This window comes from Leclercia sp. LSNIH1, assembly GCF_002902985.1.
In the GTDB taxonomy this organism is placed as follows: Bacteria; Pseudomonadota; Gammaproteobacteria; order Enterobacterales; family Enterobacteriaceae; genus Enterobacter.
This window is the reverse complement of record NZ_CP026167.1, coordinates 1,976,164-2,001,840: the sequence shown is the minus strand read 5'-3', so window position 1 is coordinate 2,001,840 and position 25,677 is coordinate 1,976,164. Positions and strand designations below refer to the sequence as shown.

26 protein-coding genes are annotated in these 25,677 nt (G+C 56.9%); 10 read left to right on the top strand and 16 right to left on the bottom strand.

The window, feature by feature from the left end:
• Position 1 precedes the first annotated feature (1 nt).
• Positions 2-493 carry a YajQ family cyclic di-GMP-binding protein gene (locus C2U54_RS09910; protein ID WP_103178471.1) on the bottom strand — a complete coding sequence of 164 codons (492 nt, stop codon included), beginning with the start codon at positions 491-493 and terminating at the stop codon, positions 2-4.
• Positions 494-622: 129 nt separating this feature from the next.
• Here C2U54_RS09910 and panE point away from each other — a divergent pair, with 129 nt between their 5' ends.
• A complete protein-coding gene (gene panE, locus C2U54_RS09905; RefSeq protein WP_103178470.1) occupies positions 623-1,534 on the top strand; it encodes a 2-dehydropantoate 2-reductase in 912 nt (303 codons plus the stop codon).
• Positions 1,497-2,090, top strand: coding sequence for a protein deglycase YajL (gene yajL, locus C2U54_RS09900; protein ID WP_103178469.1), 594 nt, complete (start codon positions 1,497-1,499; stop codon positions 2,088-2,090). The genes panE and yajL overlap by 38 nt, the downstream gene beginning before the upstream one ends.
• An 83-nt stretch (positions 2,091-2,173) precedes the next feature.
• On the opposite strand, the gene thiI is transcribed toward yajL, so the two are convergent.
• Entirely contained in the window at positions 2,174-3,622 is a 1,449-nt protein-coding gene (gene thiI / locus C2U54_RS09895; RefSeq protein WP_103178468.1) for a tRNA uracil 4-sulfurtransferase ThiI, read from the bottom strand.
• 193 nt (positions 3,623-3,815) lie between these two features.
• Here thiI and xseB point away from each other — a divergent pair, with 193 nt between their 5' ends.
• From xseB to C2U54_RS09875, 4 genes are all read left to right on the top strand, one after another.
• A complete protein-coding gene (gene xseB, locus C2U54_RS09890; RefSeq protein WP_032616819.1) occupies positions 3,816-4,058 on the top strand; it encodes an exodeoxyribonuclease VII small subunit in 243 nt (80 codons plus the stop codon).
• Entirely contained in the window at positions 4,059-4,958 is a 900-nt protein-coding gene (ispA, locus tag C2U54_RS09885) for a (2E,6E)-farnesyl diphosphate synthase (protein WP_103178467.1), read from the top strand.
• Between the two features lie 24 nt (positions 4,959-4,982).
• Positions 4,983-6,845 carry a 1-deoxy-D-xylulose-5-phosphate synthase gene (dxs, locus tag C2U54_RS09880; RefSeq protein WP_103178466.1) on the top strand — a complete coding sequence of 621 codons (1,863 nt, stop codon included), beginning with the start codon at positions 4,983-4,985 and terminating at the stop codon, positions 6,843-6,845.
• A gap of 65 nt (positions 6,846-6,910) precedes the next feature.
• Positions 6,911-7,885 carry an aldo/keto reductase gene (locus tag C2U54_RS09875; RefSeq protein WP_103178465.1) on the top strand — a complete coding sequence of 325 codons (975 nt, stop codon included), beginning with the start codon at positions 6,911-6,913 and terminating at the stop codon, positions 7,883-7,885.
• A 62-nt stretch (positions 7,886-7,947) separates the two neighbouring features.
• Here the strand turns inward: C2U54_RS09875 and thiL are convergent, their stop codons facing one another.
• The 5 genes from thiL to nrdR all read right to left on the bottom strand — a co-directional run bounded on the left by thiL (position 7,948) and on the right by nrdR (position 11,557).
• Entirely contained in the window at positions 7,948-8,919 is a 972-nt protein-coding gene (gene thiL / locus C2U54_RS09870; protein ID WP_103178464.1) for a thiamine-phosphate kinase, read from the bottom strand.
• Positions 8,920-8,997: 78 nt separating this feature from the next.
• On the bottom strand, positions 8,998-9,417 hold the full coding sequence (gene nusB / locus C2U54_RS09865; protein WP_032616814.1) for a transcription antitermination factor NusB: 420 nt from the start codon (positions 9,415-9,417) through the stop codon (positions 8,998-9,000).
• A gap of 21 nt (positions 9,418-9,438) precedes the next feature.
• Positions 9,439-9,909: a 6,7-dimethyl-8-ribityllumazine synthase gene (gene ribH, locus C2U54_RS09860; protein ID WP_039032362.1), complete on the bottom strand. Its 471-nt coding sequence runs from the start codon at positions 9,907-9,909 to the stop codon at positions 9,439-9,441.
• Positions 9,910-9,999: 90 nt separating this feature from the next.
• The gene (ribD, locus tag C2U54_RS09855; RefSeq protein ID WP_103178463.1) at positions 10,000-11,103 is read right to left on the bottom strand and encodes a bifunctional diaminohydroxyphosphoribosylaminopyrimidine deaminase/5-amino-6-(5-phosphoribosylamino)uracil reductase RibD; all 1,104 of its coding nucleotides are present in this window, start codon (positions 11,101-11,103) and stop codon (positions 10,000-10,002) included.
• A 4-nt stretch (positions 11,104-11,107) separates the two neighbouring features.
• Positions 11,108-11,557 carry a transcriptional regulator NrdR gene (gene nrdR / locus C2U54_RS09850; protein WP_103178462.1) on the bottom strand — a complete coding sequence of 150 codons (450 nt, stop codon included), beginning with the start codon at positions 11,555-11,557 and terminating at the stop codon, positions 11,108-11,110.
• A gap of 153 nt (positions 11,558-11,710) precedes the next feature.
• Here nrdR and C2U54_RS09845 point away from each other — a divergent pair, with 153 nt between their 5' ends.
• Entirely contained in the window at positions 11,711-12,250 is a 540-nt protein-coding gene (locus tag C2U54_RS09845) for a DUF3251 domain-containing protein (protein ID WP_103178461.1), read from the top strand.
• 261 nt (positions 12,251-12,511) lie between these two features.
• Positions 12,512-13,396, top strand: a complete 885-nt coding sequence (locus C2U54_RS09840; protein ID WP_103178460.1) for a nucleoside-specific channel-forming protein Tsx — start codon at positions 12,512-12,514, stop codon at positions 13,394-13,396.
• A 123-nt stretch (positions 13,397-13,519) separates the two neighbouring features.
• On the opposite strand, the gene C2U54_RS09835 is transcribed toward C2U54_RS09840, so the two are convergent.
• The 7 genes from C2U54_RS09835 to queA form a co-directional block, all read right to left on the bottom strand.
• Positions 13,520-14,200, bottom strand: a complete 681-nt coding sequence (locus C2U54_RS09835) for a helix-turn-helix transcriptional regulator (RefSeq protein WP_103178459.1) — start codon at positions 14,198-14,200, stop codon at positions 13,520-13,522.
• Positions 14,201-14,214: 14 nt separating this feature from the next.
• Positions 14,215-14,580 (bottom strand): VOC family protein, encoded by a 366-nt coding sequence (locus C2U54_RS09830; protein WP_103178458.1) that lies wholly within the window; start codon positions 14,578-14,580, stop codon positions 14,215-14,217.
• A 143-nt stretch (positions 14,581-14,723) separates the two neighbouring features.
• Positions 14,724-15,695: a protein translocase subunit SecF gene (secF, locus tag C2U54_RS09825; RefSeq protein ID WP_103178457.1), complete on the bottom strand. Its 972-nt coding sequence runs from the start codon at positions 15,693-15,695 to the stop codon at positions 14,724-14,726.
• Positions 15,696-15,705: 10 nt separating this feature from the next.
• A complete protein-coding gene (gene secD, locus C2U54_RS09820) occupies positions 15,706-17,553 on the bottom strand; it encodes a protein translocase subunit SecD (protein WP_103178456.1) in 1,848 nt (615 codons plus the stop codon).
• A gap of 25 nt (positions 17,554-17,578) precedes the next feature.
• Positions 17,579-17,911, bottom strand: coding sequence for a preprotein translocase subunit YajC (gene yajC / locus C2U54_RS09815; protein ID WP_032616800.1), 333 nt, complete (start codon positions 17,909-17,911; stop codon positions 17,579-17,581).
• A gap of 22 nt (positions 17,912-17,933) precedes the next feature.
• Positions 17,934-19,061: a tRNA guanosine(34) transglycosylase Tgt gene (tgt, locus tag C2U54_RS09810; protein ID WP_103178455.1), complete on the bottom strand. Its 1,128-nt coding sequence runs from the start codon at positions 19,059-19,061 to the stop codon at positions 17,934-17,936.
• Positions 19,062-19,114: 53 nt separating this feature from the next.
• On the bottom strand, positions 19,115-20,185 hold the full coding sequence (gene queA, locus C2U54_RS09805; RefSeq protein ID WP_103178454.1) for a tRNA preQ1(34) S-adenosylmethionine ribosyltransferase-isomerase QueA: 1,071 nt from the start codon (positions 20,183-20,185) through the stop codon (positions 19,115-19,117).
• Between the two features lie 92 nt (positions 20,186-20,277).
• Here queA and acpH point away from each other — a divergent pair, with 92 nt between their 5' ends.
• Together acpH and C2U54_RS09795 are read left to right on the top strand one after the other, a co-directional pair.
• Positions 20,278-20,859: an ACP phosphodiesterase gene (gene acpH, locus C2U54_RS09800; protein WP_103178453.1), complete on the top strand. Its 582-nt coding sequence runs from the start codon at positions 20,278-20,280 to the stop codon at positions 20,857-20,859.
• A gap of 127 nt (positions 20,860-20,986) precedes the next feature.
• Entirely contained in the window at positions 20,987-21,589 is a 603-nt protein-coding gene (locus C2U54_RS09795; RefSeq protein ID WP_103178452.1) for a peroxiredoxin, read from the top strand.
• 43 nt (positions 21,590-21,632) lie between these two features.
• Here C2U54_RS09795 and C2U54_RS09790 read toward each other — a convergent pair whose 3' ends face one another.
• The gene (locus C2U54_RS09790) at positions 21,633-23,018 is read right to left on the bottom strand and encodes a DUF3999 family protein (RefSeq protein ID WP_103178451.1); all 1,386 of its coding nucleotides are present in this window, start codon (positions 23,016-23,018) and stop codon (positions 21,633-21,635) included.
• A complete protein-coding gene (locus C2U54_RS09785) occupies positions 23,015-25,636 on the bottom strand; it encodes a DUF2339 domain-containing protein (RefSeq protein WP_103178450.1) in 2,622 nt (873 codons plus the stop codon). The genes C2U54_RS09790 and C2U54_RS09785 overlap by 4 nt, the downstream gene beginning before the upstream one ends.
• Positions 25,637-25,677 lie beyond the last annotated feature (41 nt).

Genomic DNA, 25,677 nt, shown 5'->3' with positions numbered 1-25,677 from the left:
CTTAATCGCGGAAGTTCTTGAACTGGAACGGCTGGCCGAGATCGCCGCCGCGTACCAGCGCCATCACGCTCTGCAGATCGTCGCGGGATTTCCCGGTTACACGAATCTCTTCGCCCTGAATCTGCGCCTGTACCTTCAGCTTGCTATCTTTGATGAGCTTAACGATCTTCTTCTGAACCGCGCTCTCAATGCCCTGCTTCAGTTTGGCCTCAACAAACCAGGTTTTACCGCTGTGAACAAAATCTTCTGGCACATCCAGGGATGTCCCCTCGATGCCGCGCTTCAGCAGTTTTGCGCGCAGAATATCGAGCAGCTGATTCACCTGAAAGTCAGACTCGCTCAACACCTTAATTGTCTTATTCGCGTCATTCAGCTCAAATGAAGCCTCAACGCCACGAAAATCGAAGCGAGACTCAACCTCGCGGCTGGCGTTGTCTACGCCGTTACGTACTTCCTGGATATCAACTTCGGAAACAATATCGAAAGATGGCATCTTTTCTTCTCCCTTCACTTTTGTTGCGTTGCATAATACCCGCTACGGGGCATAACTCAACAGAAGCTTAGTTGTCGACGCTATACTAAATGTTGAAACACCTGGTGCAGTTGCAGGTGAGGAGGAACGATGAAAATTACCGTGCTCGGATGCGGAGCATTGGGACAACTTTGGCTCACCGCACTTTGCAAACATGGGCATGAAGTACAGGGCTGGCTGCGCGTGCCACAGCCCTATTGCAGTGTAAACGTAATTGAAGAAGACGGAAGTATCTTTAACGAATCGCTGATCGCTAACGACCCTGACTTTCTGGCGCAAAGCGATCTGCTACTGGTCACCCTGAAAGCCTGGCAGGTTTCCGATGCCGTCCGGGCGCTGGCAACCCCCCTCCCCCGCGCCTCCCCAATCATGTTGCTACACAACGGCATGGGCACCATTGAAGAGCTCAGACACGTTCACCAGCCACTGCTGATGGCAATCACCACCCATGCCGCCCGCCGGGATGGCAATGTAATTGTTCATGTCGCCAGCGGCATGACCCATATCGGCCCTGCACGTGACCAGGAGGGTGACTACAGCTATCTGGCGGATCGCTTTCAGCAGGTGCTGCCGGATGTCGCCTGGCACGATAACATTCGTCCACAGATGTGGCACAAGCTGGCGGTAAACTGCGTGATCAATCCGCTGACTGCCCTGCTGGATTGCCCGAACGGCGAGCTTAAACATCACCCTGAGGAGGTGGCAACCCTGTGCGCTGAGGTGGCTGCCGTGGTGGAGCGGGAAGGCATTCACACCTCAGTGGATGATATTCGCTATTACGTCGAAGAGGTCATTGAGAGTACGGCGCAGAATATCTCCTCGATGCTGCAGGATATCCGCGCTCTGCGCCATACTGAAATTGACTATATTACCGGTTACCTGCTAAAACGCGCCCGGGCACACGGTATCAGCGTGCCAGAAAATGTCCGGCTGTATGAACAGGTTAAACGTAAGGAGAGTGAGTATGAGCGCGTCGGCACTGGTATGCCTCGCCCCTGGTAGCGAAGAGACCGAAGCGGTCACCACCATCGATCTGCTGGTTCGCGCCGGGATTAGCGTCACAACGGCAAGTGTCGCCAGCGATGGCAACCTGGTCATCACCTGCTCCCGTGGGGTGAAAATCGTGGCAGATGCACCGCTGGTGGAAGTCGCCGACGGTGATTACGACGTTATCGTCCTGCCGGGTGGCCTGAAAGGCGCCGAGTGCTTCCGCGACAGCCCGCTGCTGGTCGAGACGGTCAGGCAGTTCCACCATTCCGGGCGGATCGTCGCGGCTATTTGCGCGGCGGCGGCCACGGTGCTGGTTCCGCACAATATCTTCCCGATCGGCAACATGACCGGTTTCCCGACGCTGAAGGATAAGATCCCCGAAGAGCAATGGGTGGATAAGCGTATGGTCTGGGATCCGCGCGTCAACCTGCTCACCAGCCAGGGGCCAGGAACCTCGATTGATTTTGCGTTGAAGATTATTGAGCTGCTGGTTGGGCGCGAAAAAGCGTATGAAGTGGCCTCATCGCTGGTGATGGCGGCGGGAATTTATAATTATTACGAAGCGTAGAAATTGCCCGGCGGCGCTACGCTTGCCGGGCCTACAAAGCACGACCAGGCCGGGTAAGGCGTAGCCGCCACCCGGCACAACCACTACGGGCGATACACCTTCACATTGGTAAAGCCCTGCTCGCGCAGATAGAGCGCCTGCAGACGGCTCATCACCCCGCGCTCGCACCACAGCAGATAGGTTTTGCTCTTATCGAGATCGCCAAATTTGGTGCTCAGCTTGTAGAACGGCAGTGAGGCCACTTCTACTCCCTCCGGCTCAAACGGCTTCGCATCCTGCTCATCAACGGAGCGGATATCCAGCAGTACGTCATCCGGGCCGAAACCGTTAACGGTCTCCACTTCGACGACGTCCTGCTCGGTCTGCTGGGCGATTTCGCGGATATCGATGTTAGAGGCTTCTTCCACCACTTTATCAAGAATGGAGAAATCGAAGTTCTCCTCTTCCGCTTCGATCTTCGCCTTCACCGCTTTGACCGTCGGGCTCTTTGAGATCACGCCGCAGTATTCTGGCATGGTGCGGGCAAAGTCTTCGGTGCCGATCTCACGCGCCAGATCGATGATGTGCTCTTTGTCGTGAGAGATCAGCGGACGCAGGATCAGCGTGTCGGAGACATTGTCGATAAGACGCAGGTTGGTCAGAGTCTGGCTGGAGACCTGGCCCAGCGCTTCGCCGGTCACCAGCGCCTGTACGCCATAGCGTTCAGCGACTTTTGAGGCCGCACGTACCATCATACGCTTCAGCACCACGCCCATCTGGCCGTCGTCCACTTTTTCGAGGATTTCACCCACCACAGGTTCAAAGTTAATGGCAACAAAACGGACGCGGTGGGAGCTGCCGAAGCGGTTCCAGAGATAGTGCGCAACCTGACGCACGCCAATTTCATGGGCAGCGCCGCCAAGGTTAAAGAAGCAGTAGTGTACGCGGCAGCCGCGACGCATCAGCATATAGCTGGAGACACCGGAGTCGAAACCGCCGGAGATCAGCGACAGCACATCTTCCTGAGTACCAATAGGGAAACCGCCAATCCCTTCATAGCGGCCTTTAATCAGCAGCAGACGGTCGTTTTCGATTTCCAGATGCACGGTCACTTCCGGGTTGGTCAGGCGCACGCGCGCAGATTCAACGTGCTGATTCAGACCGCCGCCCACGTAACGTTCTACTTCAATCGAGCTAAACTCATGTTTACCGCGACGCTTGGCGCGCACGCAGAAAGTTTTGCCTTCGATCTGATCGCGATACTGCGCCAGCGCTTTTTCGAAGATGTCGTGCAGGGAAGTGAACGGAACATCTTCCACTTCCAGAATATGGTGGATCCCCGGGATGCGGGTTAAGGCATCACGAATGTCCAGGCGCTTATTTTCATCTTTAGCGCGGACTTCAACATGATCCCAGTGACGCACGACGGCAAGGGTTTCGTCGTAGTGCTTCAGAACGTTACGAATGTTCCCGGTTAAAATTTTAATAAAGCGCAAACGCACAGATTGGCTTTTGATGGTGATTTCCGGGAACAATTTAATGATAAACTTCATGGCGGCAATGTTTCTTTGGCAAGCATTTAAGCTTGTAATGGAAAAGTACAGCAGCCCCTATAACCGAAGGCTGCTTCCAGGCGCGCAAGTATACCACCATCAGGCGCCTCCTGTGCACATTGCGCGTTATTTGATAATTACCCTGAGTCCGATACCATATCAGGGATAAAAAACTGAGAGTCAGACATTCACTATGCCGAAGAAAAACGATGCACCTGCCAGTTTCGAAACTGCGCTGAGTGAACTGGAGCAAATCGTTACCCGTCTGGAAAGCGGCGATCTGCCGTTAGAAGAGGCGCTTAATGAATTCGAACGCGGTGTGCAGCTGGCGCGCCAGGGCCAGGTAAAGCTGCAACAGGCGGAACAGCGCGTGCAGATCCTGCTCTCCGATAACGAAGACGCAGCCACCACCCCCTTCACCCCGGATGCCGAGTAGATGGATTTTTCGAACCAGCTTCAGGCGTGTGTCGAGCGTGCTAACGACGCACTGCGCCGCTTTATAGAACCACAGCCTTTTCAGAACACTCCACTGGTTGAGGCCATGCATTATGGCGCACTGTTAGGCGGTAAGCGCCTGCGTCCTTTTCTGGTCTATGCCACTGGCAGAATGTTCGGTATCAGCCTGGATACGCTGGATGCCCCGGCCGCTGCGGTCGAATGTGTTCATGCCTATTCGCTGATCCATGACGATCTCCCTGCAATGGACGACGACGATCTGCGCCGCGGCCAACCGACCTGCCATATTAAGTTTGGCGAAGCGAATGCCATTCTGGCAGGCGATGCCCTGCAAACGCTGGCGTTTTCGATCCTGAGCGATGCACCGATGGTGGAAGTGGCGGATCGCGACCGTCTGGCGATGGTTTCGGAGCTGGCGAGGGCCAGCGGGGTTGCCGGCATGTGCGGCGGCCAGGCGCTGGATCTGGAGGCGGAAGGCCGTCAGGTTAATCTGGAACAGCTGGAGCGCATTCATCGTCACAAGACCGGGGCACTGATTCGCGCCGCCGTTCGTCTGGGGGCGCTGAGCGCGGGTGAGCGAGGACGCGAAGCCTTACCGATTCTGGATCGCTACGCAGAAAGTATCGGTTTAGCGTTCCAGGTTCAGGATGACATTCTGGATGTCGTGGGCGATACTGCAACATTGGGTAAACGTCAGGGTGCCGATCAGCAGCTTGGCAAAAGTACCTATCCCGCCCTTCTGGGCCTTGAGCAAGCCCGACAAAAAGCCCGGGACCTGATTGATGACGCCCGCCAGTCGCTGAATCAACTGGCTGCGCAGTCACTGGACACCTCGGCACTGGAAGCGCTAGCGGACTATATAATCCAGCGTGATAAATAACGAAAACACCACGATGAGTCTCTGATGAGTTTTGATATTGCCAAATACCCGACACTGGCGTTGGTTGACTCCACCCAGGAGTTACGTCTGTTGCCGAAAGAGAGCCTGCCGAAGCTGTGCGACGAGCTGCGTCGCTATCTGCTCGACAGCGTAAGCCGCTCCAGCGGCCATTTCGCCTCCGGGCTTGGCACGGTGGAGCTCACCGTGGCGCTGCATTATGTCTATAACACGCCCTTCGATCAGCTGATCTGGGACGTGGGTCATCAGGCTTATCCGCACAAAATTCTCACCGGCCGTCGCGATAAAATTGACACCATTCGCCAGAAAGGCGGCCTGCATCCGTTCCCGTGGCGGGGCGAAAGCGAGTACGACGTGTTGAGCGTCGGTCACTCTTCCACCTCTATTTCTGCCGGGATCGGGGTAGCGGTCGCGGCGGCTAAAGAGAACAAACAGCGCCGCACCGTCTGCGTCATTGGCGATGGCGCGATCACCGCCGGGATGGCCTTTGAAGCGATGAATCACGCGGGTGATATCAAGCCAGACATGCTGGTTGTCCTCAACGACAACGAGATGTCGATTTCTGAAAACGTCGGGGCGCTGAACAACCACCTGGCGAATCTACTCTCCGGCAAGCTCTACTCCACCCTGCGTGAAGGCGGCAAAAAAGTGCTCTCCGGCGTGCCGCCCATTAAAGAGCTGCTGCGTCGCACCGAAGAGCACATCAAAGGGATGGTGGTTCCCGGCACGCTGTTTGAAGAGCTGGGCTTTAACTACATCGGCCCGGTGGATGGTCACGACGTTCTGGGCCTGGTCAGCACCCTGAAAAATATGCGTGACCTGAAAGGCCCGCAATTCCTGCATATCATGACCAAAAAAGGTCGTGGCTATGAACCGGCGGAAAAAGATCCCATCACCTTCCACGCGGTACCTAAATTCGATCCGACCAGCGGCTGCCTGCCAAAAAGCAGCGGCGGCATGCCGAGCTACTCAAAAATCTTCGGTGACTGGCTGTGTGAAACCGCCGCCAAAGACGGCAAGCTGATGGCCGTGACCCCGGCGATGCGCGAAGGCTCCGGGATGGTCGAGTTCTCCCGCAAATACCCGACCCAGTATTTTGATGTCGCCATCGCTGAGCAGCATGCGGTGACCTTTGCCGCGGGCCTGGCGATTGGCGGCTACAAACCGGTGGTGGCGATCTACTCTACCTTCCTGCAGCGCGCCTACGATCAGGTGATCCACGACGTCGCGATCCAGAAACTCCCGGTGCTGTTTGCCATTGACCGCGCGGGTATTGTCGGTGCCGACGGCCAGACGCACCAGGGGGCGTTCGATCTCTCCTTCTTGCGCTGTATCCCGGATATGGTAGTGATGACCCCGAGCGACGAGAACGAATGTCGTCAGATGCTGTTCACCGGCTATCACTATCAGGATGGCCCAACGGCCGTGCGTTATCCGCGCGGTAACGCGGTTGGCGTTACCCTTGAGCCGCTGGCAAAACTGCCGATTGGTAAAGGCGTGGTTAAGCGTCGCGGTGAAAAGCTGGCGATCCTCAATTTCGGTACGCTGATGCCGGAAGCGGCAAAAGTGGCGGAATCTCTTAACGCGACGCTGGTGGATATGCGCTTTGTGAAGCCGCTCGATGAGGCGCTGATCCTGGAGATGGCATCTGAGCACGAAGCGCTGATCACGCTCGAAGAGAATGCGATTATGGGCGGCGCGGGCAGCGGCGTGAACGAAGTGCTGATGGCGAAGCGTAAAGTTGTGCCTGTTCTGAACCTCGGCCTGCCGGATCACTTTATTCCGCAGGGTACCCAGGACGAAGCGCGCGCCGACATCGGCCTGGATGCCGCAGGTATCGAAGCGCGCATCGCCGCCTGGCTGGCGTAATCCCTCCCCTTTCCGCTCCTGCTATGCTTAACGGTACGTTTTAAGCAAACAGCAGGAGTGGAACCATGCAATACAATACATTAGGAAAAACGGATCTTAAGGTTTCCCGTCTTTGCCTGGGCTGCATGACCTTTGGCGAACCGGACCGGGGTAAACACGCCTGGACGCTGCCGGAAGAGAGCAGCCGTCCGATCATCAAACACGCCCTCGAAGGCGGCATTAACTTCTTTGATACCGCCAACAGCTACTCCGACGGCAGCAGCGAAGAGATTGTTGGCCGGGCGCTGCGCGATTTTGCCCGCCGCGAGGAGGTAGTGGTCGCCACCAAGGTTTACCATCAGGTAGGCGATCTGCCGGAAGGCCTCTCCCGGGCGCAGATCCTGCGCTCCATTGATGACAGCCTGCGCCGCCTGAATATGGAGTATGTCGATCTCCTGCAGATCCACCGCTGGGATTACAACACCCCGATTGAAGAGACGCTGGAAGCGCTGAATGACGTGGTCAGAGCAGGTAAGGCGCGCTATATCGGCGCGTCGTCGATGCATGCCGCGCAGTTTGCCGAGGCGCTGGCATTACAGGAACAGCACGGCTGGGCACCGTTCGTCACCATGCAGGATCACTACAATCTTATCTACCGCGAAGAGGAGCGGGAGATGCTGCCCCTCTGCTACCAGCATGGCGTGGCGGTGATCCCGTGGAGTCCGCTGGCGCGCGGGCGTTTAACCCGTCCGTGGGGCGAAACCACTGCCCGCTCGGTGTCCGACGAGTTTGGCAAAACGCTGTATGACGAAACCGAGGCCAACAACGCGCAAATCGCCGAGCGCTTAACGGGCGTTGCCGAGGATCTTGGCGTGACGCGCGCTCAGGTGGCGCTGGCATGGGTGCTGAGCAAACGGGGCGTAGCCGCACCGATTATCGGTGCCTCGCGGGAAGAGCAGCTGGATGAGCTGATCAACGCCGTGGACATCACTCTGACGCCGGAGCAGATTGCCGAGCTGGAGACGCCGTACAAGGAGCATCCGGTGGTGGGGTTTAAATAGATGTGAACGCATTTGTAGGCCGGGTAAGCGCAGCGCCACCCGGCAATACAAGCCGCACAGAACTATGCGAAGTGGTCGTAACCTTTCCAGTCGAGCGTCACCGGCTCGCCGTTCTGCACAAATTGCAGCCCTTCGCTCTCCGGCATAATCTGGCCGATACAGGTAAACCCTGCCCCCAGATTGGCTAACGCCACATCCAGCGTGCCGCGGTTCAGCTCGGGTACGGTAAAGCACAGCTCGTAATCTTCCCCGCCGGAGAGCGCCCAACGCAGCGCCTGCTCTGGCTCCACATGCCTGCGCATCGCCTCAGAGAGCGGGAAGTGATCGAGGTCGATCCGCGCGCCCACGCCGCTGGCTTTCAGAATGTGGCCGAGATCGGAGATCAGGCCATCGGAGAGATCGATAGCTGAACTGGCGCGATCGCGCAGCGCCTGACCGTGCAGAATACGCGGCGTCGGGCGCAGATGGCGCTGCACGAAATAGGCCGCGTCATCGGCGTTTTCCACCATCAGGCGCTTCTGCAAAATCGCCAGCCCGGCCGCGCTGTCACCCGGCGTACCGGTGACATAAATCCAGTCGCCCGGCTTCGCGCCAGCGCGTTTCAGCGCGCGGCCTGCTGGTACGTAACCGTGGATCGCCAGAGTCATCGACAGCGGCCCGGCAGTCGTGTCGCCGCCGATCAGCTGCATATCGTAGTAGTTAAGCTGCTCAAACAGCGCATCGCTGAAGGCCTCGAGCCAGCTTTCATCGACCTCTGGCAGGGTCAGCGCCAGGGTTAACCACGCGGGATCGGCCCCCATTGCCGCCAGATCGCTCACGTTTACCGCCAGCGCTTTGTACGCCAGATCGGCAGGATCAATATCCGGCAGGAAATGGTTACCGCACACCAGGGTGTCGGTGCTGATCGCCAGCGTCTGTTTTTCGGGAATATTGAGAAGTGCACAGTCGTCGCCGATGCCGGTTTCCACATCGCGACGCGAGCTTCTGACTCGGTCAAAATAACGGGCAATCAGGGAAAATTCGCCGCATGCCATACGTTATGCCTCAGCAAAGAAAATAAAAAAACCGGAGCCCGCACCACCCAAAGGCAGTACGACACTCCGGCTTGCGGATCACTTTTTACGGGGACGGATCGCAGGTGCAGCTTTGTCCAGCACGCCATTCACAAATTTGTGGCTGTCTTCAGCACCGAAGGTTTTCGCCAGTTCGATCGCTTCGTTGATGGCCACTTTGTAAGGCACATCGTCACGTTTAGACAACTCAAACAGTGCGATACGCAGCACCGCTTTTTCAACCTGACCCAGCTCTTCGAGCAGACGGGAGAGGTACGGCTTCATCAGACCGTCGAGATACGCGCTATTAGTCGCCACTCCCGACAGCAGTTCACGGAAGTACACGACGTCAACGTCTTTGACGTCTTGTTCCGCCAGGAACTGGTATTCAACATCAGCGATGTCGTTCTGGGACAACTGCCAGGAGTAAAGTGCCTGAACGGCACATTCACGGGCGCGGCGACGAGCAGCAGGTTTCACGGAATTCCCCTTACAAAAAAATCAGGCCTTGATGGCTTTCAATACATTGATCATTTCAAGCGCGGTCAGTGCAGCTTCTGCACCTTTGTTACCGGCTTTGGTGCCAGCACGTTCGATGGCTTGTTCAATACTTTCAGTGGTGAGTACGCCGAACGCGACAGGAATTTCTGCATCCTGCGCCACGTGCGCCAGACCGTTGCTTGCGCCACCCGCAACATATTCAAAGTGCGCGGTACCGCCACGAATCACCGTACCCAGTGCGATTACCGCATCGTATTTGCCGGTTTTCGCCAGTGCGCCCGCTGCCAGTGGCAGTTCGTAAGCACCCGGAACCCAGACAACGGTAATGTTTTCGTCTTTCACCTGGCCGATACGTTTCAGGGCGTCAATCGCGCCATCCAGCAGGCTGTCATTGATGAAGTTGTTGAAACGCGCAATGGTGATGGCGACGCGAGCGTCCGGGGTAGCAACGGCTGCTTCAATAATGTTCATACTCTTCCTTAACGGGTTCATTTGGTGGCCCCGCAGGGGGGCGGATTTTATCATAATATTTTGCGCACTGCTTCCCTATTTAGGCAAGCCTTACGCGATGGTCAGGTGAAGACAGACATCCGGCCCAACCGGACGTATTTCGCTGAAGCTAAATGCCGGTGCATCCGCCAGTTTTTCCAGCCCTGGCAAGGCGCACAGGCCGCGCGCGTCGTTGCCTAACAGTTTAGGCGCAAGATAGACGATCAGCTCATCCACCAGCCCCGCCTGCAACAGCGCCCCGGCGAGCGTCGGGCCAGCTTCGACCCAGATGCTGTTGATCTGCTGTTTGCCCAACAGCATCATCAGCACCACTAAATCGAGATGTCCTTTATGCTCCGGCACCAGAATGGTGCGCACGCCTTCCGGCCAGCTGCGGTCATCTTCCTGGGTGCGGGCAAACCAGGTCTCGCCTGGCTGCTGCACAATGCGGTGCTCAGGGGTAACAAGATTCTGCCGGTCGACCACAATCCGCAGCGGCTGGCGTAAATTCTCTTGCGGGTAGAGTGCCTGAGTATCCGCGTTTAGCTCATCCCAGCGCACGGTCAGCGCAGGATCGTCGGCCAGCACGGTGGCATGCGTGGTGAAAATAGCATGGCTTTGCGCGCGCAGACGTTGCACATCGCGCCTTGCCTGTGGGGAGGTGATCCACTGGCTTTCACCGCTGCCCATTGCCGTGCGGCCATCCAGCGACGCGCCAAGTTTCAACTGCACGTAAGGGAAACCGGTCCGCATCCGCTTGAGAAAACCTTTATTCAGGCGTTCGGCTTCACTCATCATCAGGCCGTGACTGACCTCAATCCCAGCCTCCTGAAGGCGGTACAGACCGCGCCCGGCTACCTGCGGATTAGGGTCCTGCATCGCCGCCACAACCCGTGAAACGCCAGCGGCAATCAGGGCATCGCAGCAGGGCGGGGTTCGGCCATGATGGCTACAAGGCTCCAGCGTGACGTAGGCGGTTGCGCCCCGCGCCTTCTCGCCGGCCATGCGCAGGGCATGCACTTCGGCATGGGGCTCCCCGGCACGGTAGTGAAAACCCTCCCCGACGATCTCGCCATCCTTCACAATGACGCAGCCGACATTTGGATTGGGATGGGTGGTAAAACGCCCGCGTTGCGCCAGCTTGAGCGCTCGCGCCATGTAAATCTCATCCAGCATGGGCTTAATCCTGTAGGCGGGCGATCTCTTCGCCGAACTCTTTGATATCTTCGAAACTGCGATACACGGAAGCAAAGCGGATATAGGCAACTTTATCGAGCTTTTTGAGCTGCTCCATCACCAGGTTACCGATCATTTTACTTGGCACTTCGCGTTCGCCGGTGGCGCGCAGCTGGGTTTTGATGTGATTAAGCGCCATTTCAACGTCGTCTGCGCTCACTGGCCGTTTTTCCAGTGCCTTGAGCATCCCGCTGCGCAGTTTTTCTTCGTTGAACGGTTCGCGGATGTCGTTACTTTTCACCACACGCGGCATCACCAGCTCAGCCACTTCAAAAGTCGTGAAACGTTCGTTACACACCAGGCACTGCCGCCGGCGGCGCACGGACGAGCCCTCTCCCACGAGTCGGGAGTCGATTACTTTGGTATCCACGGCGAGACAGAATGGGCAATGCATACGGTGTCCTGACTATCGGGTTAACTGAACTCTATTTTACCCCGAACTGGCTCCACAACAAAGAAGGAGCGTTTTTGAGATAAAGGATCTATACGAACGCCTGCGTCGTTGACTACCCTTAGCAGAATCCGATATTTCAGGGAAATAATTGCCATGACAAGACGTTACCTGAGGATCCTGCTGGTGGGAAGCCTCTTTAGCCTTAGCGCCTGCGCGCAGCAAAGCGAAGTTCGTCAGATGAACCAGAGCATCAGTTCGCTGAACACAACCATGAACAAGCTGAACCAGGAAACCGTCAAAATCACCCAGCAGAATGCGCTGAACGCCAAATCGACCAGCGGCGTCTATCTGCTGCCAGGGTCAAACACCCCTGCCCGGCTGAACAGCCAGATCGGCACGCTGCGTATGTCGCTGATGAATGTTGCGCCTAATGCCGATGGCACCCGGGCCACGCTGCGCATCCAGGGCGAATCCAACGATCCGCTGCCGGCATTTAGCGCCACCGTAGAGTGGGGCCAGATTCAGGGCACGACCGACAGCTTCCAGGAGCTGAACGTTCAGACCCAGCTCATTAATGCTCCGGCCAGTGTGCTGGCACCCAGCGATGTTGACATCCCGCTGCAGCTAAACGGCATGACGCCCGATCAGCTCGGCTTTATCCGCATCCACGATATTCAGCCCGTCGCGCAATAATCCCCCTGCGGAACGTGTTCACGTTCCGCTCCCTTCTTTGGTTACAAACATTGGCAACAGAAATGTTTGCTATTACAATCCGCTCCGTTAAAAATACGCAAACGTGAACGCAATCGATTACGTATGTGAGAGATCTGTGAAACAACACATATTTTTGTGAGCAAGGATTCCTATAATAGGCCCCCAGAAACACGAAATATTTAGAAACGCAATTCGCGCCTTTTTCACGCCCGCAAGGGATTTCAAATCAGTGGCATTATTATGAAAAAAACATTACTCGCAGCCGGTGCACTCCTGGCGCTCTCTTCTACGTTCTCTGTGCAGGCAGCGGAAAACGATAAACCAGAGTACGTCTCCGACTGGTGGCACCAGAGCGTTAACGTCGTCGGCAGCTATCACACCCGTTTTGGACCGCAGATCCGCAACGATACTTACCTGGAATACGAAGCGTTTGCCAAGAAAGAGTGGTTTGATTTCTATGGTTACATGGATGCGCCGGTATTCTTCGGTGGTAACACGGATGCAAAAGGTATCTGGAACCACGGTTCCCCACTGTTCATGGAGATCGAACCGCGCTTCTCCATCGACAAGCTGACCGGCACCAGCCTGGCGTTTGGTCCGTTCAAAGAGTGGTACTTCGCGAACAACTACATCTACGACATGGGTCGCAACAAGTCTGGCCGTCAGAGCACCTGGTACATGGGTCTGGGTACTGACATCGACACCGGTCTGCCCATGAGCCTCTCCATGAACGTCTATGCCAAATATCAGTGGCAGAACTACGGCGCAGCGAACGAAAACGAGTGGGATGGCTACCGTTTCAAAGTGAAATACTTCGTGCCAATCACCCAGCTGTGGGGCGGTAACCTGAGCTATATCGGCTTCACCAACTTTGACTGGGGTTCTGATCTGGGCGACAACGATTTCCGTGACCTGAACGGGAAGAAGGCGCGCACCAACGACTCTATCGCCTCCAGCCACATCCTGGCGCTGAACTACGATCACTGGCACTACTCTGTTGTTGCCCGTTACTGGCACAACGGTGGTCAGTGGAACGACGACGCAAGCCTGAACTTCGGCGACGGTGACTTCAGCGTTCGTTCTACCGGCTGGGGTGGTTACCTGGTTGTGGGTTACAATTTCTAAGATGATTTGTGCCGGGTGGCGCTTCGCTTACCCGGCCTACAAAACATGTTAACGGCACAAACCGTAGGCCGGGTAAGGCGCAGCCGCCACCCGGCAAAAAAGCCTGCTTAAAAGCTGGCTTTTTTATTGCTTCACCTTCCGTAAAAAATCGGCCAGCGACCTGTTCGCGCTTTCGCTAAAGCGTCTCTCCGTCATGGTGATATTCAGACACCTGTCGAGCCGGAAGCAACGATAGTCATCACGTCGCTCGCACCACGCCGCCAGCAACCAGTGCTCTCCCCAGAAGAACAACCCCAGCGGCTGCACTTCGCGAGAAGAGAGCTGCCCGGCTTCATCACGATAATGCAGCGCCAGCACCCGCTGGCTGGATATCGCCTGATGAATAAGATCAAACCCGCTGCGGGAGTGGTGCTGCATGGCAATATCCGGGGCGTAGATCCGCGTCTGCTCTGCCTTGCGACGGCTCTCTTCCGGCAGGATCGCCAGCACTTTCTCATGGGCCGACTCCAGTTCGCGCGACAGCGACTCCCCGCCCCAGGTTTTGAGCAGGCGGATCGCCACCATCAGCGCCTCCGACTCCTTGTTGGTGAGCATCAGCGGTGGCAGGTCAAAACCCGACATCAGCCGGTAACCGCTCCCCGCTTCGCCTTCCACCGGCACGCCGGAAAGCGACAGGTCGCGGATATCACGGTAGACCGTGCGTTCAGAGACGCCCACTCTTTCCGCCAGATGCGCTGCCGTTGTCAGACGTCTTCCCCGCAGGATCTGCACAATCTGAAACAAACGGTCAGCGCGTCGGGTCATTTTCTCTTACGCTCTCAGGCAGGTTGATGAAGGCCGACGCGATTACCTTCGCTGTCGGTAAATAACGCAATAGTACCAATACCGCGCGGCAACGCCAGCGGGCCAAATACGCACTCGCCACCGGCAGAGGCAACGCGGTCAAGCGTGGCCGTCAGATTGTCAGTATGCAGATAGATAATGGCTCCCTGCACCGAGGGAATAATCCCCTCAAATTTTGCCAGCGCGCCACCGGTAGCCGGGTCCTCATGCGGGAATACCGCCAGCTCGGCGCAGTCCATTTTCTCGCGCCTCAGTGAAACCTGCATTACCGGCTCATAAAATTTGATGGCGCGATCCATATCTGCGACCGGAATTTCAAACCAGTTAATCACACTTTTCATACATCCTCCTGACTCTTGTTTGGGTTCAGAAGGAGTCTACGACAGGTCTCCTGACAGCATACTGTCAGGAGTGTTTGTCAGGAACAGGCAAAAAAAAATCCCGGTCAACAGACCGGGATTTTGATAACACGATAAACGTGGCCTTACGGCAGAATAGATGGCTGATCCGCCCCTTCTTTCTCAACCTTCTGCTGGAGCAGGTGCTCGCGCTTCATACCCAGCTTCAGCGCCAGCGCGGACGCCACGTAGATAGAAGATGCTGTACCAATGGAGACACCGATCAGCATGGTCAGCGAGAAGCCTTCCAGAATCGGACCGCCGAAGAGATAGAGCATCAGGATCACCATCAGGGTGGTCCCGGAGGTGATCAAGGTACGGTGCAGCGTCTGGGTCAACGACACGTTAAAGATTTCGTACGGCGTACCGCGACGGATCTTACGGAAGTTTTCACGGATACGGTCCGATACCACGATACTGTCGTTCAGCGAGTAGCCAATAACCGACATCAACGAGGCCACAATGGTCAGGTCAATCTCGATATGGAACAGCGACAGAACGCCCATGGTGATCACCACGTCGTGCGCCAGGGCGATAACCACCCCGGCAGCCAGACGCCATTCGAAGCGGAAACCGACATACGTCAGGATACAGAGCAGCGCCACCAGCAGCGCCATCGCACCGGTCTGAGCCAGATCCGCGCCTACGCTTGGGCCAACGAATTCAATACGTTTTACCGTCGCATTCTGGCTGGTCGATTCGTTAATCACCTGTACGACTTTGCTGCCCAGCTCCTGGCTGCCGTTGGCATCCTTCACTGGCGGCATGCGCACCATGATGTCACGGCTGCTGCCGAAGTTCTGCAGCAGCGGCTCTTCAAAGCCCGCCTTCTGCAGCGACTCGCGCATCTGGTCCATATCGACCGGTTTTTCCAGGGTGATTTCAATCACCGTACCACCGGTGAAATCGAGCCCCCAGTTAAAGCCTTTTACGCCCATGATGGCGACAGACAGAACCAACAGCAGACCCGAAATGCCAAAGGCCCAGTAGTCCCAGCGCATAAAGTCCCAGACTTTACGGCCGTAGTTCAATTGTTCAACAGTATATTCCTGTGCCACAACGCACTCCTCAGATAGACAGCTTTTTAACGCGCTTGCCGCCGTACAGCAGGTTCACGATGGCACGGGTGCCGACAATAGCGGTAAACATTGACGTCGCCACACCAATACCGGTGGTGATAGCAAAGCCCTTGATCGCGCCGGTACCCACTGCATACAGGATAAGAACCTTAATCAGTGTTGTTACGTTCGCATCGAAGATGGAGCTGAACGCGCCCCGGTAGCCTTCGTCGATCGCCTGTTGGATGGAGCGACCGTTACTCAGCTCTTCTTTGATACGTTCATTTATCAGTACGTTGGCGTCAACCGCCACCGCAAGGGTTAAGACGATACCTGCAATCCCTGGCATGGTCAGCGTTGCCCCCGGCAGCAGGGACATAATGCCGACAATCAGCACCAGGTTTGCAATCAGCGCAGAGGTCGCAATCAGACCAAACTTCTTGTAGAAGAAGACCATGAAGATGATGGAGATCGCCAGACCCGCCAGACACGCTTCCAGACCCTGCTGGATGTTCTGCATACCCAGCGTTGGACCGATGGTACGCTCTTCAACAATCTGAATTGGCGCAATCAGCGCACCGGCACGCAGCAGCAGCGACAGCTGACGGGCTTCGTTCGGGTTGTTGATACCGGTGATACGGAAGCTGTTACCCAGGCGAGACTGGATATTGGCGATGTTAATCACCTCTTCCTCTTTCACCAGAACCGCACGACCGTTGGCATCTTTTTTACCGCTGTCTTTGTACTCCACGAACAGGGTCGCCATCGGTTTACCGATATTGTCCTTAGTGAAGTTAGACATGATGTTACCGCCTGCGCTATCAAGCGAGATGTTAACCTGCGGCTGGTTGTACTCATCCTGGCTGGAGGTGGAGTCAGTGATGTGGTCACCGGTCAGGATCACACGCTTGTACATCACAACCGGCTGACCTTCACGGGTCTGTTTCACTTCAGAGTCGCCCGGAACGCGGCCAGATGCGACAGCAGACTGATCGACGTTGGTGTTCACCAGACGGAATTCCAGGGTCGCGGTTGCGCCGAGAATCTCTTTGGCACGGGCGGTATCCTGGATACCCGGCAGTTCAACCACGATACGGTCAGCACCCTGACGCTGTACCAGCGGTTCAGCCACGCCGAGCTGGTTTACACGGTTACGCAGGATGTTGATGTTCTGCTGCACCGCGTATTCACGCGCTTCTTTCAGACGTTCATCGGTCATGACCGCACGCAACTGGTTGCTGCCCTGAGAAGAGAGCACCAGATCGCGGTGACGCTGGGTCAGATAATCCATCGCCTGGTCGCGGGCGTTGCTGTCACGAAACGTGATGCTCATCCCGTATTTATCTTCCTTACGCACGGTGGTGTAAGGGATGCCTTTATCGCGCAGATCGCTACGCAGGCTATCAATGTTTTGTTCCTGAAGTTTTCCGAGTGCGGTTTCCATATCCACTTCCATCAGGAAGTGAACGCCGCCACGCAGGTCGAGACCGAGTTTCATCGGCTCAGCGTTGATAGCAGCTAACCAACGCGGAGTTGCAGGAGCAAGGTTCAACGCCACGACATATTTATCACCCATCACGCCCATCAGCGCTTCACGAGCGCGGAGCTGCGTGTCGGTGGAGTCGAAGCGAGCAAGAATTGCGCCCTCTTCCAGTGCCACAGACTTAGCGGTAATTTTTTCTTCTTGTAAAGTTTTCTGGACCTGGATCAGCGTTTGCTCACTGGCGGCGACACCGCGCGCGCCAGTGATTTGAACAGCCGGATCCTCACCATACAGGTTGGGAAGCGCATACAGCAGGCCGACGACAATGACGACGACCAGCATGACGTACTTCCACAAAGGATAACGGTTTAACACGGCAGTTCCCTTTGGGAAAAGTTAATTACAGCGCCTTCATGGTGCCTTTCGGCAGAACGGCAGCAACGAAGTCACGTTTGATAACCACTTCAGTGGTATCGTTCAGTGCGATAACGATATAGCCGTTATCAGCGACTTTGCTTACGCGACCTACCAGACCACCGTTAGTCAGAACTTCATCGCCTTTCGCGATGGAGTCCATCAGCTTTTTGTGCTCTTTGGTGCGCTTCTGCTGTGGACGCAGGATCATGAAATAGAAGATCAGACCGAACACCACCAGCATCAGAATCAGAGACATCGGGCTGCCCTGCGCCGGTGCACCTGTTGCCGCTACCGCATCAGAAATAAAAAAGCTCATTAAATTTCCCTCATTAAATAAATTAATCAACGTTCAAAGGTGGAACATCCCGACCCTGTCGTTGGTAAAAATCGGTCACGAAGCTCTCTAATTTACCCTCTTCAATAGCCTTGCGTAAACCAGCCATTAAGCGCTGGTAATAGCGAAGGTTATGAATCGTGTTGAGACGCGCGCCTAATATTTCATTACAACGATCAAGATGATGCAAATAGGCACGAGAATAATTGCGACAGGTATAGCAATCGCACTCGGCATCGAGTGGGCTGGTGTCGCTTTTATGCTTCGCATTACGGATTTTTACCACGCCATCGGTCACAAACAGGTGACCATTACGGGCGTTGCGGGTCGGCATAACGCAGTCGAACATATCAATGCCGCGACGTACGCCTTCAACCAGATCTTCTGGTTTACCGACGCCCATCAGGTATCGAGGTTTATCTGTTGGAATTTGCGGGCAAACATGCTCCAGAATACGGTGCATATCTTCCTTCGGCTCCCCTACAGCCAGACCGCCGACAGCGTAGCCATCAAAACCTATCTCTACCAGACCTTTAACAGAGATATCGCGTAAATCTTCGTAAACGCTGCCCTGAATAATGCCAAACAGCGCATTTTTATTGCCCAGGCTATCAAAACGGTCGCGGCTGCGCTTCGCCCAACGCAGCGACATCTCCATCGAGCGCTTGGCGTAGTCCCAGTCCGCCGGGTATGGCGTACATTCGTCGAAGATCATCACGATATCGGAGCCGAGATCGTACTGAATCTCCATTGATTTTTCAGGATCGAGGAAAATCGGGTCGCCGTTAATCGGGTTGCGGAAATGCACACCCTCTTCGGTGATCTTGCGGATATCACCCAGGCTGAAGACCTGGAAACCGCCGGAGTCGGTCAGGATCGGTCCTTTCCACTGCATAAAGTCATGCAGATCCCCGTGCAGCTTCATGATCTCCTGACCAGGACGCAGCCACAGGTGGAAGGTGTTACCGAGGATAATTTGCGCGCCAGTGGCTTCGACTTCTTCCGGCGTCATCCCTTTTACGGTGCCGTAAGTGCCCACAGGCATAAAAGCGGGCGTTTCTACTACGCCGCGATCAAACACCAGGCGGCCACGGCGAGCGCGACCGTCGGTAGTATCGAGTTCAAATTTCATTTTTTCTCCTGCACCAGAAAAACAGTCCGGCGCGTTAAACCAGTGCCGCGGACTTATTCCCCGACACGTTCATTCAAAGCCTGCGGATTGTACGTGATAAACATCGCGTCACCGTAACTAAAAAAGCGATATTTTTGTTCTACCGCAGCCTTGTAGGCGTTCATGGTGTTTTGATAACCCGCAAAGGCCGAAACCAGCATGATCAGGGTCGACTCCGGCAGATGGAAGTTGGTCACCAGCGCGTCGATCACCTGATATTGATAACCCGGATAGATGAAGATTTGGGTATCGTCGAAGAAAGGGGCGATCAGCGCATCTTTCGCGGCCTGGGCTGCGCTTTCCAGCGAGCGAACCGAGGTGGTGCCCACAGCTACGACGCGGTTACCGCGCGCTTTGGCCGCCATCACCGCGTCCACAACCTCCTGCGGCACCTCGGCATATTCGGAGTGCATGATGTGATCTTCGATACTGTCCACGCGCACCGGCTGGAAAGTACCCGCGCCGACGTGCAGCGTGACAAACGCCATCTCAATGCCTTTTGCGCCCAGTTTTTCCAGCAGCGGTTCATCAAAGTGCAGGCCCGCGGTCGGTGCCGCGACTGCGCCAGGCTTCTGGCTATAGACGGTCTGATAGAGCTCGCGGTCGGCCTCTTCGTCCGGCCGCTCAATGTACGGCGGCAGCGGCATGTGGCCGATGCTGTTGAGGATATCCAGTACCGGACGCTCATCGTTGAACTGCACTTCAAAGAGCGCATCGTGGCGCGCCACCATGGTGGCATTGATGCTCTCGTCATCCCCCAGCAGCAGCTCCGTACCCGGCTTCGGTGCCTTGGAAGCGCGAATATGTGCCAGAATACGTTTATCATCGAGCATTCTTTCGACCAGCACTTCAATTTTGCCGCCGCTGGCTTTACGGCCAAACAGACGGGCCGGGATCACGCGGGTGTTGTTGAACACCAGCAGGTCGCCCGGGTTGAGCTTGTCGAGCAGATCGGTGAAGGTTCCGTGCGTCAGCGCACCCGTCGGCCCATCCAGCGACAATAAGCGGCAGCTACTGCGCTCCGGCACAGGATAGTGGGCAATCAGGGACTCGGGTAAATCAAAAGAGAAATCGGCGACGCGCATGGCATATACTCGTGACTTAAAAACAGGCGGCTTAGTCTAGTGCTCACACCTCTTTGCTGCAACAACTAGCCTCGCTTCGGATAACGAATCGCATGAATTTTCTCGCTCACCTGCACCTCGCTCATCTCGCTGACAGCTCCCTTTCCGGCAACTTGCTGGCCGACTTCGTCCGCGGTAACCCCGCCGAGGCGTATCCCGCCGACGTGGTGGAAGGCATCTTCATGCACCGCCGGATTGATGTCCTCACTGACAACCTGCCCGAGGTCAAAGAGGCAAAGGAGTGGTTCCGCCCGGAGACCCGCCGCGTGGCGCCCATTACGCTGGATGTGATGTGGGATCACTTTGTCTCCCGCCACTGGGAACAGCTCTCACCCGAGATGCCGCTGCCAGCGTTCGTGCGCTATGCCCACGCCCAGGTGACGATCATTCTGCCGGACGCCCCGCCGCGCTTTGTTAATCTGAATGATTACCTGTGGTCAGAGCGCTGGCTCGAACGCTATAGCGAAATGGACTTCATCCAGCGGGTGCTCAACGGCATGGCCAGCCGACGTCCGCGTCTCGATGCCCTGCGCGACTCCTGGCAGGATCTGGATGCCCATTATGAGGCCCTGGAGCAGCGCTTCTGGCAGTTTTATCCCCGCATGATGGAACAGGCGAAACATAAGCAGCTTTAATATAAATGTGATTGATAGGTAAAAGCTGGGTTAACGATTGTCAACGCCTCTTTGTCTTTAGGACAAACACTCTCTATACTGGCCCGCGTTGCGTTCTAAATAACCTTAGTATCTACAGGAGAATCATATGGTTCTGGTAACTCGTCCGGCTCCGGATTTTACAGCTGCAGCAATTCTGGGCAACGGTGAAATCGTTGAGAACTTCAACTTCAAACAGCATACCAACGGTAAAGCCACCGTTCTGTTCTTCTGGCCAATGGACTTCACCTTCGTTTGCCCGTCTGAGCTGATCGCGTTCGATAAGCGTTACGAAGAGTTCCAGAAGCGTGGCGTAGAAGTGGTTGGCGTCTCCTTCGACTCTGAGTTTGTACACAACGCATGGCGTAATACCCCTGTCGACAACGGCGGCATCGGTCCAGTGAAATACGCGATGGTTGCGGACATCAAACGTGAGATTCAGCAGGCTTACGGTATCGAACATCCGGACGCGGGCGTTGCCCTGCGTGGCTCCTTCCTGATCGACGCGAACGGCATCGTGCGTCACCAGGTCGTGAACGATCTGCCGCTGGGTCGTAACATCGACGAAATGCTGCGTATGGTTGATGCGCTGCAGTTCCACGAAGAGCACGGTGAAGTGTGCCCGGCTCAGTGGGAAAAAGGTAAAGAAGGTATGAACGCGTCTCCAGACGGCGTTGCTAAATACCTGTCTGAGAACGTATCCAGCCTGTAATTGGCACGGTTTACGAAAAAGGCCCGCTTATGCGGGCCTTTTTTTATGCCTTACGCTGTGTCTCCCGCCAGATGCGCCAGGCCATACCTGCCAGCAAAATCACGCCCGCAATCAGCACGCCCCACACCAGCAGCGTGTTCATCCTGCTCTCCCGCTCGGCCGCGGAGGTGGCGGTCAGACGCTCCTCGCCGCCTAACGCGACATTATCCTGAATGTCAGCCTGCGGCAGGTTTGCCATATCATAGGTTTTACGCAGGTCGACAGGGATCAGCATGTCGGGCTCCACGCTGGCAGGCTTTGCCGCTCCGTTGCCCCAGGCGAGCACATACGGCGCTTTCCCCTGCGCGTTGAACACCAGGTCATAGCGGTCGCGATGCCCCATGACGCTCGGCAGGTATTCTGGCAAACGCGCATTCAGCGTCGTGATTTTTACCGCCTGCACCAGGCCCCCGTTAAGCGAAACCGGTGGAGACATTTTCCCTTCCAGACGGTAAAGGATCTCTTTTTTCAGCGGGTGCCATTTGTCCTTCTCCGTACTCCGCCACGCTATCTCTACGGGTAGGACGCCGTCGCCATTCAGTGAGATAGTGACAGCACTCAGCGGCTGCGGTCGCGACCAGTGCCACTGGACTTCACTTGTCGATAACTGCTCCCCTTCCCCCTCCAGGCCGATCTCTTCCGGGGCCGCCTGCGCAGGTGCGCGAATTGCGTTTACGCCGGTCAGGGTTATCTCCTGGCTCTGCGTATTCAGCACCACCATGAGATAGCGATTCGCATCGGGAGATAAAACCATATCGGTATCGATCCGGTCGAGCTTAAGGCGATCCTGGCCGCTGACCACGTCCAGCAAGGGCATATCTTCGCGCAGGGTATACCACTGCTTAAGATCCTCGCTGTAATAAACCGACGCCGTTCCCTGCCAGGACGTCTGAGGGGTATTCCAGAGCAGCTGCAACTGGGACAGGCTTATCTCGCCCGTAGCCTGCTCCGGCAAGGTCAGCAGATAATGTTGCCCGGCTGCGGCGGCTTTTTGCCCCTCGAGCACAATCTCTACGCCGTTTCGGGAGCGGAGCAGGATTTTATCGCTATCCTCATCCCCTCGCGCAGGTGCAAGCGGCGAGGCGTCCAGATGAAAGAAGCGAAGTGGTGTGGATTGCACTGACGCCTTGGGAGGCGTCGCGGTGACCAGGCTGAAGGGAACCGGCTCGCCTGACTGGTTAAAGACGCGGACATCATGCAGATCGGGTGACGTGCTCTGCTCATAGACGGCAAGCGGCAGCATCACCCGATACCACTGGGAAGGGACGGAGGTATCCAGTGAACGACCAAAGGCATAGTCCCGGGGCGATTCCGTTTGTACCCCGTCGCAAAACGCCGGGCCGGAAAGCACCAGCAGCGCGCTACACGCTACCGCTTTCATCCATTTCATTTTTCATCTCCTGTTTTGGGCGGCAGCGGTGAGAAATAACCTACGATCAGTACCAGGATCGCCACGCCGATAAACGCCACCGCGCGCGACAGCCCGCCTCCGCCCGCGCTATCTACCAGCATCAGTTTAACCATCACGACACCCAGCAGCACAGCGCCGCAGAGCCACTCCTGCCGGGAAGCCCGACGGGTAGCATGGATCATGACCACCAGCGCGCTCAGCATCCAGAACAGGGCAAAACAGGTCTGGACAAGCCGGGAATCCCACAGCGATGCCATATTCCAGGCCACGTCGCCATACCAGGCCAGCGCGCGCATTAGCGCACCGTTAAGCCACCAGAAGCCAAACGCCATAAGCGCGACGGCAGGCCACGGGCGGGCCTGCGAAAGCAACGCGGGGTAGTAGCGATCCACCGCGCGATAAAAGACCACCAGCCCCAGCAACGCGAACGCGGCACCTTCCTCAAGCGGGTTCACCAGCGGTAGCCAGGTCTGGCGATAGACCACGCCGTCCTGGAAATTGGTCACGACCAACAACACCAGCAGCGCCACGACAACAGGGATCGGCGCCAGGCAGGTGTAAAGCGCAGGCCATTCCCGGAACGGCCACCCGCGACGCCGTACCGCCGCAGAGAGCGCCATAATCAAACCGCCACCTGCTGCCATCGCCAGTCCACTGCCCCAGGCCGCCATTCCCCACGGCAGCGACCGGGCAAACCAGTAAAGCTCGGCGGCCAGCGCCAGTAAAATCATCCAGAAGAGCGACAGATGCAGCCCCATCGCGATGCGCGGCAGGAGCCTTTCACCGTCACGCCGCAGCAGCATCAGCGCGGCAGGAAGCGCAACGCACCAGGCCAGGTTTGACCAGCCGGCGGCAAAGACCTGCTGATGCCAGAGCTGATACCCCACCATCAGCAGCATCAGCGGCCACAGCAGCCATTTGCTGGCATCCAGCTCTGGCCACGCCAGATGAGCGGCAGCCTGCCGCCAGCCCCAGACCGAGACGGCCGAGAGCGCCAGCACGCCTGCCAGAACAGATAATTCCTGCTTCAGCATCAGCTGTGACGCCCCCAGCAGCGCCACTATCCAGAACAGCAGCCCGCCTGCCAGCAGTACCCAACTGACGGGCAGAACGATTTCCCGCCACAGCCAGGCCGCAGCCAGCCAGCAAAGGCTGAGGACGGCGAAGATAAGCAGCAGGCTCAGCGATGTCACACCGTTCGTTTGCGCCCACAGCGCGCTACCCAGCGCCAGCACCAGCAGCGCCGTCCCACTATAGCTCATACGTCGCTGCTGCTGTTGCACGCCCAGCCAGAGGATGCCCAGCCCCTCCAGCGCCCAGGCCATCGCCGTCCAGCGCGCCGACAGCGCCAGCGGAATAGCGAGCGTGGCAAACCCGCCGCCGATCGCCAGCGCCGCCATGACCAGCGGCCGTCCGAGGGAGGGATAGCGCCGCAGGGCGAGGAACGCCAGCGAGAGGTAAAAGGCACCGTACCCCAGCGCGCTGAGCGCCGGGCCGTAGGTCCAGTGCTGAGTCATGCCGTACTGCATTCCAAAACCAACCAGCGGCGGAGCAAACAGCAGCACGCCGTCAATAATTTGCTTCCCTTTCTCCTGCGCCCGCAGCGACAGCGCCACGCTCAGCACGCCGAATATCAGCGTATTGGCAATCAGGAACAGCTGGCAGACCCCATAGTCTTCAGGCCGGTAGTCGTTCAGTCCCCAAAGGCCGCCCACGCCGAATGTAAACAGCAGCCCGAGCAGATTCAGCTCGCGCCAGTGCTGCCAGATGCTGATAGCGAGAATGCCGATGGAAAGCAGGAGGTAGAAAGAGAAGAGCGCCACAAAGCTGCCGCCTCCGGTAGACAACAGCAGCGGCGCAAGATATCCACCGAGACTCGCCAGCATAGCGAGGCTCAGCGCCCTCTGCAGCACCGCCAGCCCGACGCTCGCCGCGCAAATGACCACCAGCAGCGCAAAGGCCAGCGTCATCGGTAACATCTGCCAGAGCCGGAAGGCGCCAAAGACGGTCAGATAGAGGATGCCTGCCGCCCCTCCCTGGAGGATCAGCGAATAGACGCGCTGTCTGTGCCGCAGTCGCCACCCGAGAGCCAGCAGAACCATGGCAAACAGCGCCGTCGCGGCCAGGCGAAGCTCAAGCGGGAACAGGGAGTGCTCGACGGTATAGCGCAGGAGGAATGAAAGACCGAGAAAGAGCAGCAGGATGCCAAGCTTCGCCAGCGGGTTCCCCTGCATAAACCAGCGCACCAGCGACGTCAGTATGCCGCCAAAGGCAGAAGGCTGTTTTGCCGCGGGCGCAGGAGCCGGAGCGGTTGCGGGTTCTGCCGCGGCAGCGGGAATATCCGGGCGCCAGGGGTCGACAGGCGCGGGCGCGTCATCAACCACCGGCTCAGCCACGACCACCGGCGCAGCGGCCTGTTCAGGCTCCGGCGCTTTCTCCGCCACGCCGCGCTGCTCAAGTGCCTCAATGCGCTGGCGAAGCCTGGCGATCTCCTGTTTCGCCGCCGTGCTTCGATTAAAGCCGATAACCGCAAGCACGGGCGCAACCACCAGCGCAAAAATCAGGAATATACAGCCAAAGATGTAAAGCTCGTCCATGTTTCCACCTTCACCGTTAACGATCCGTTAAGATTGACACA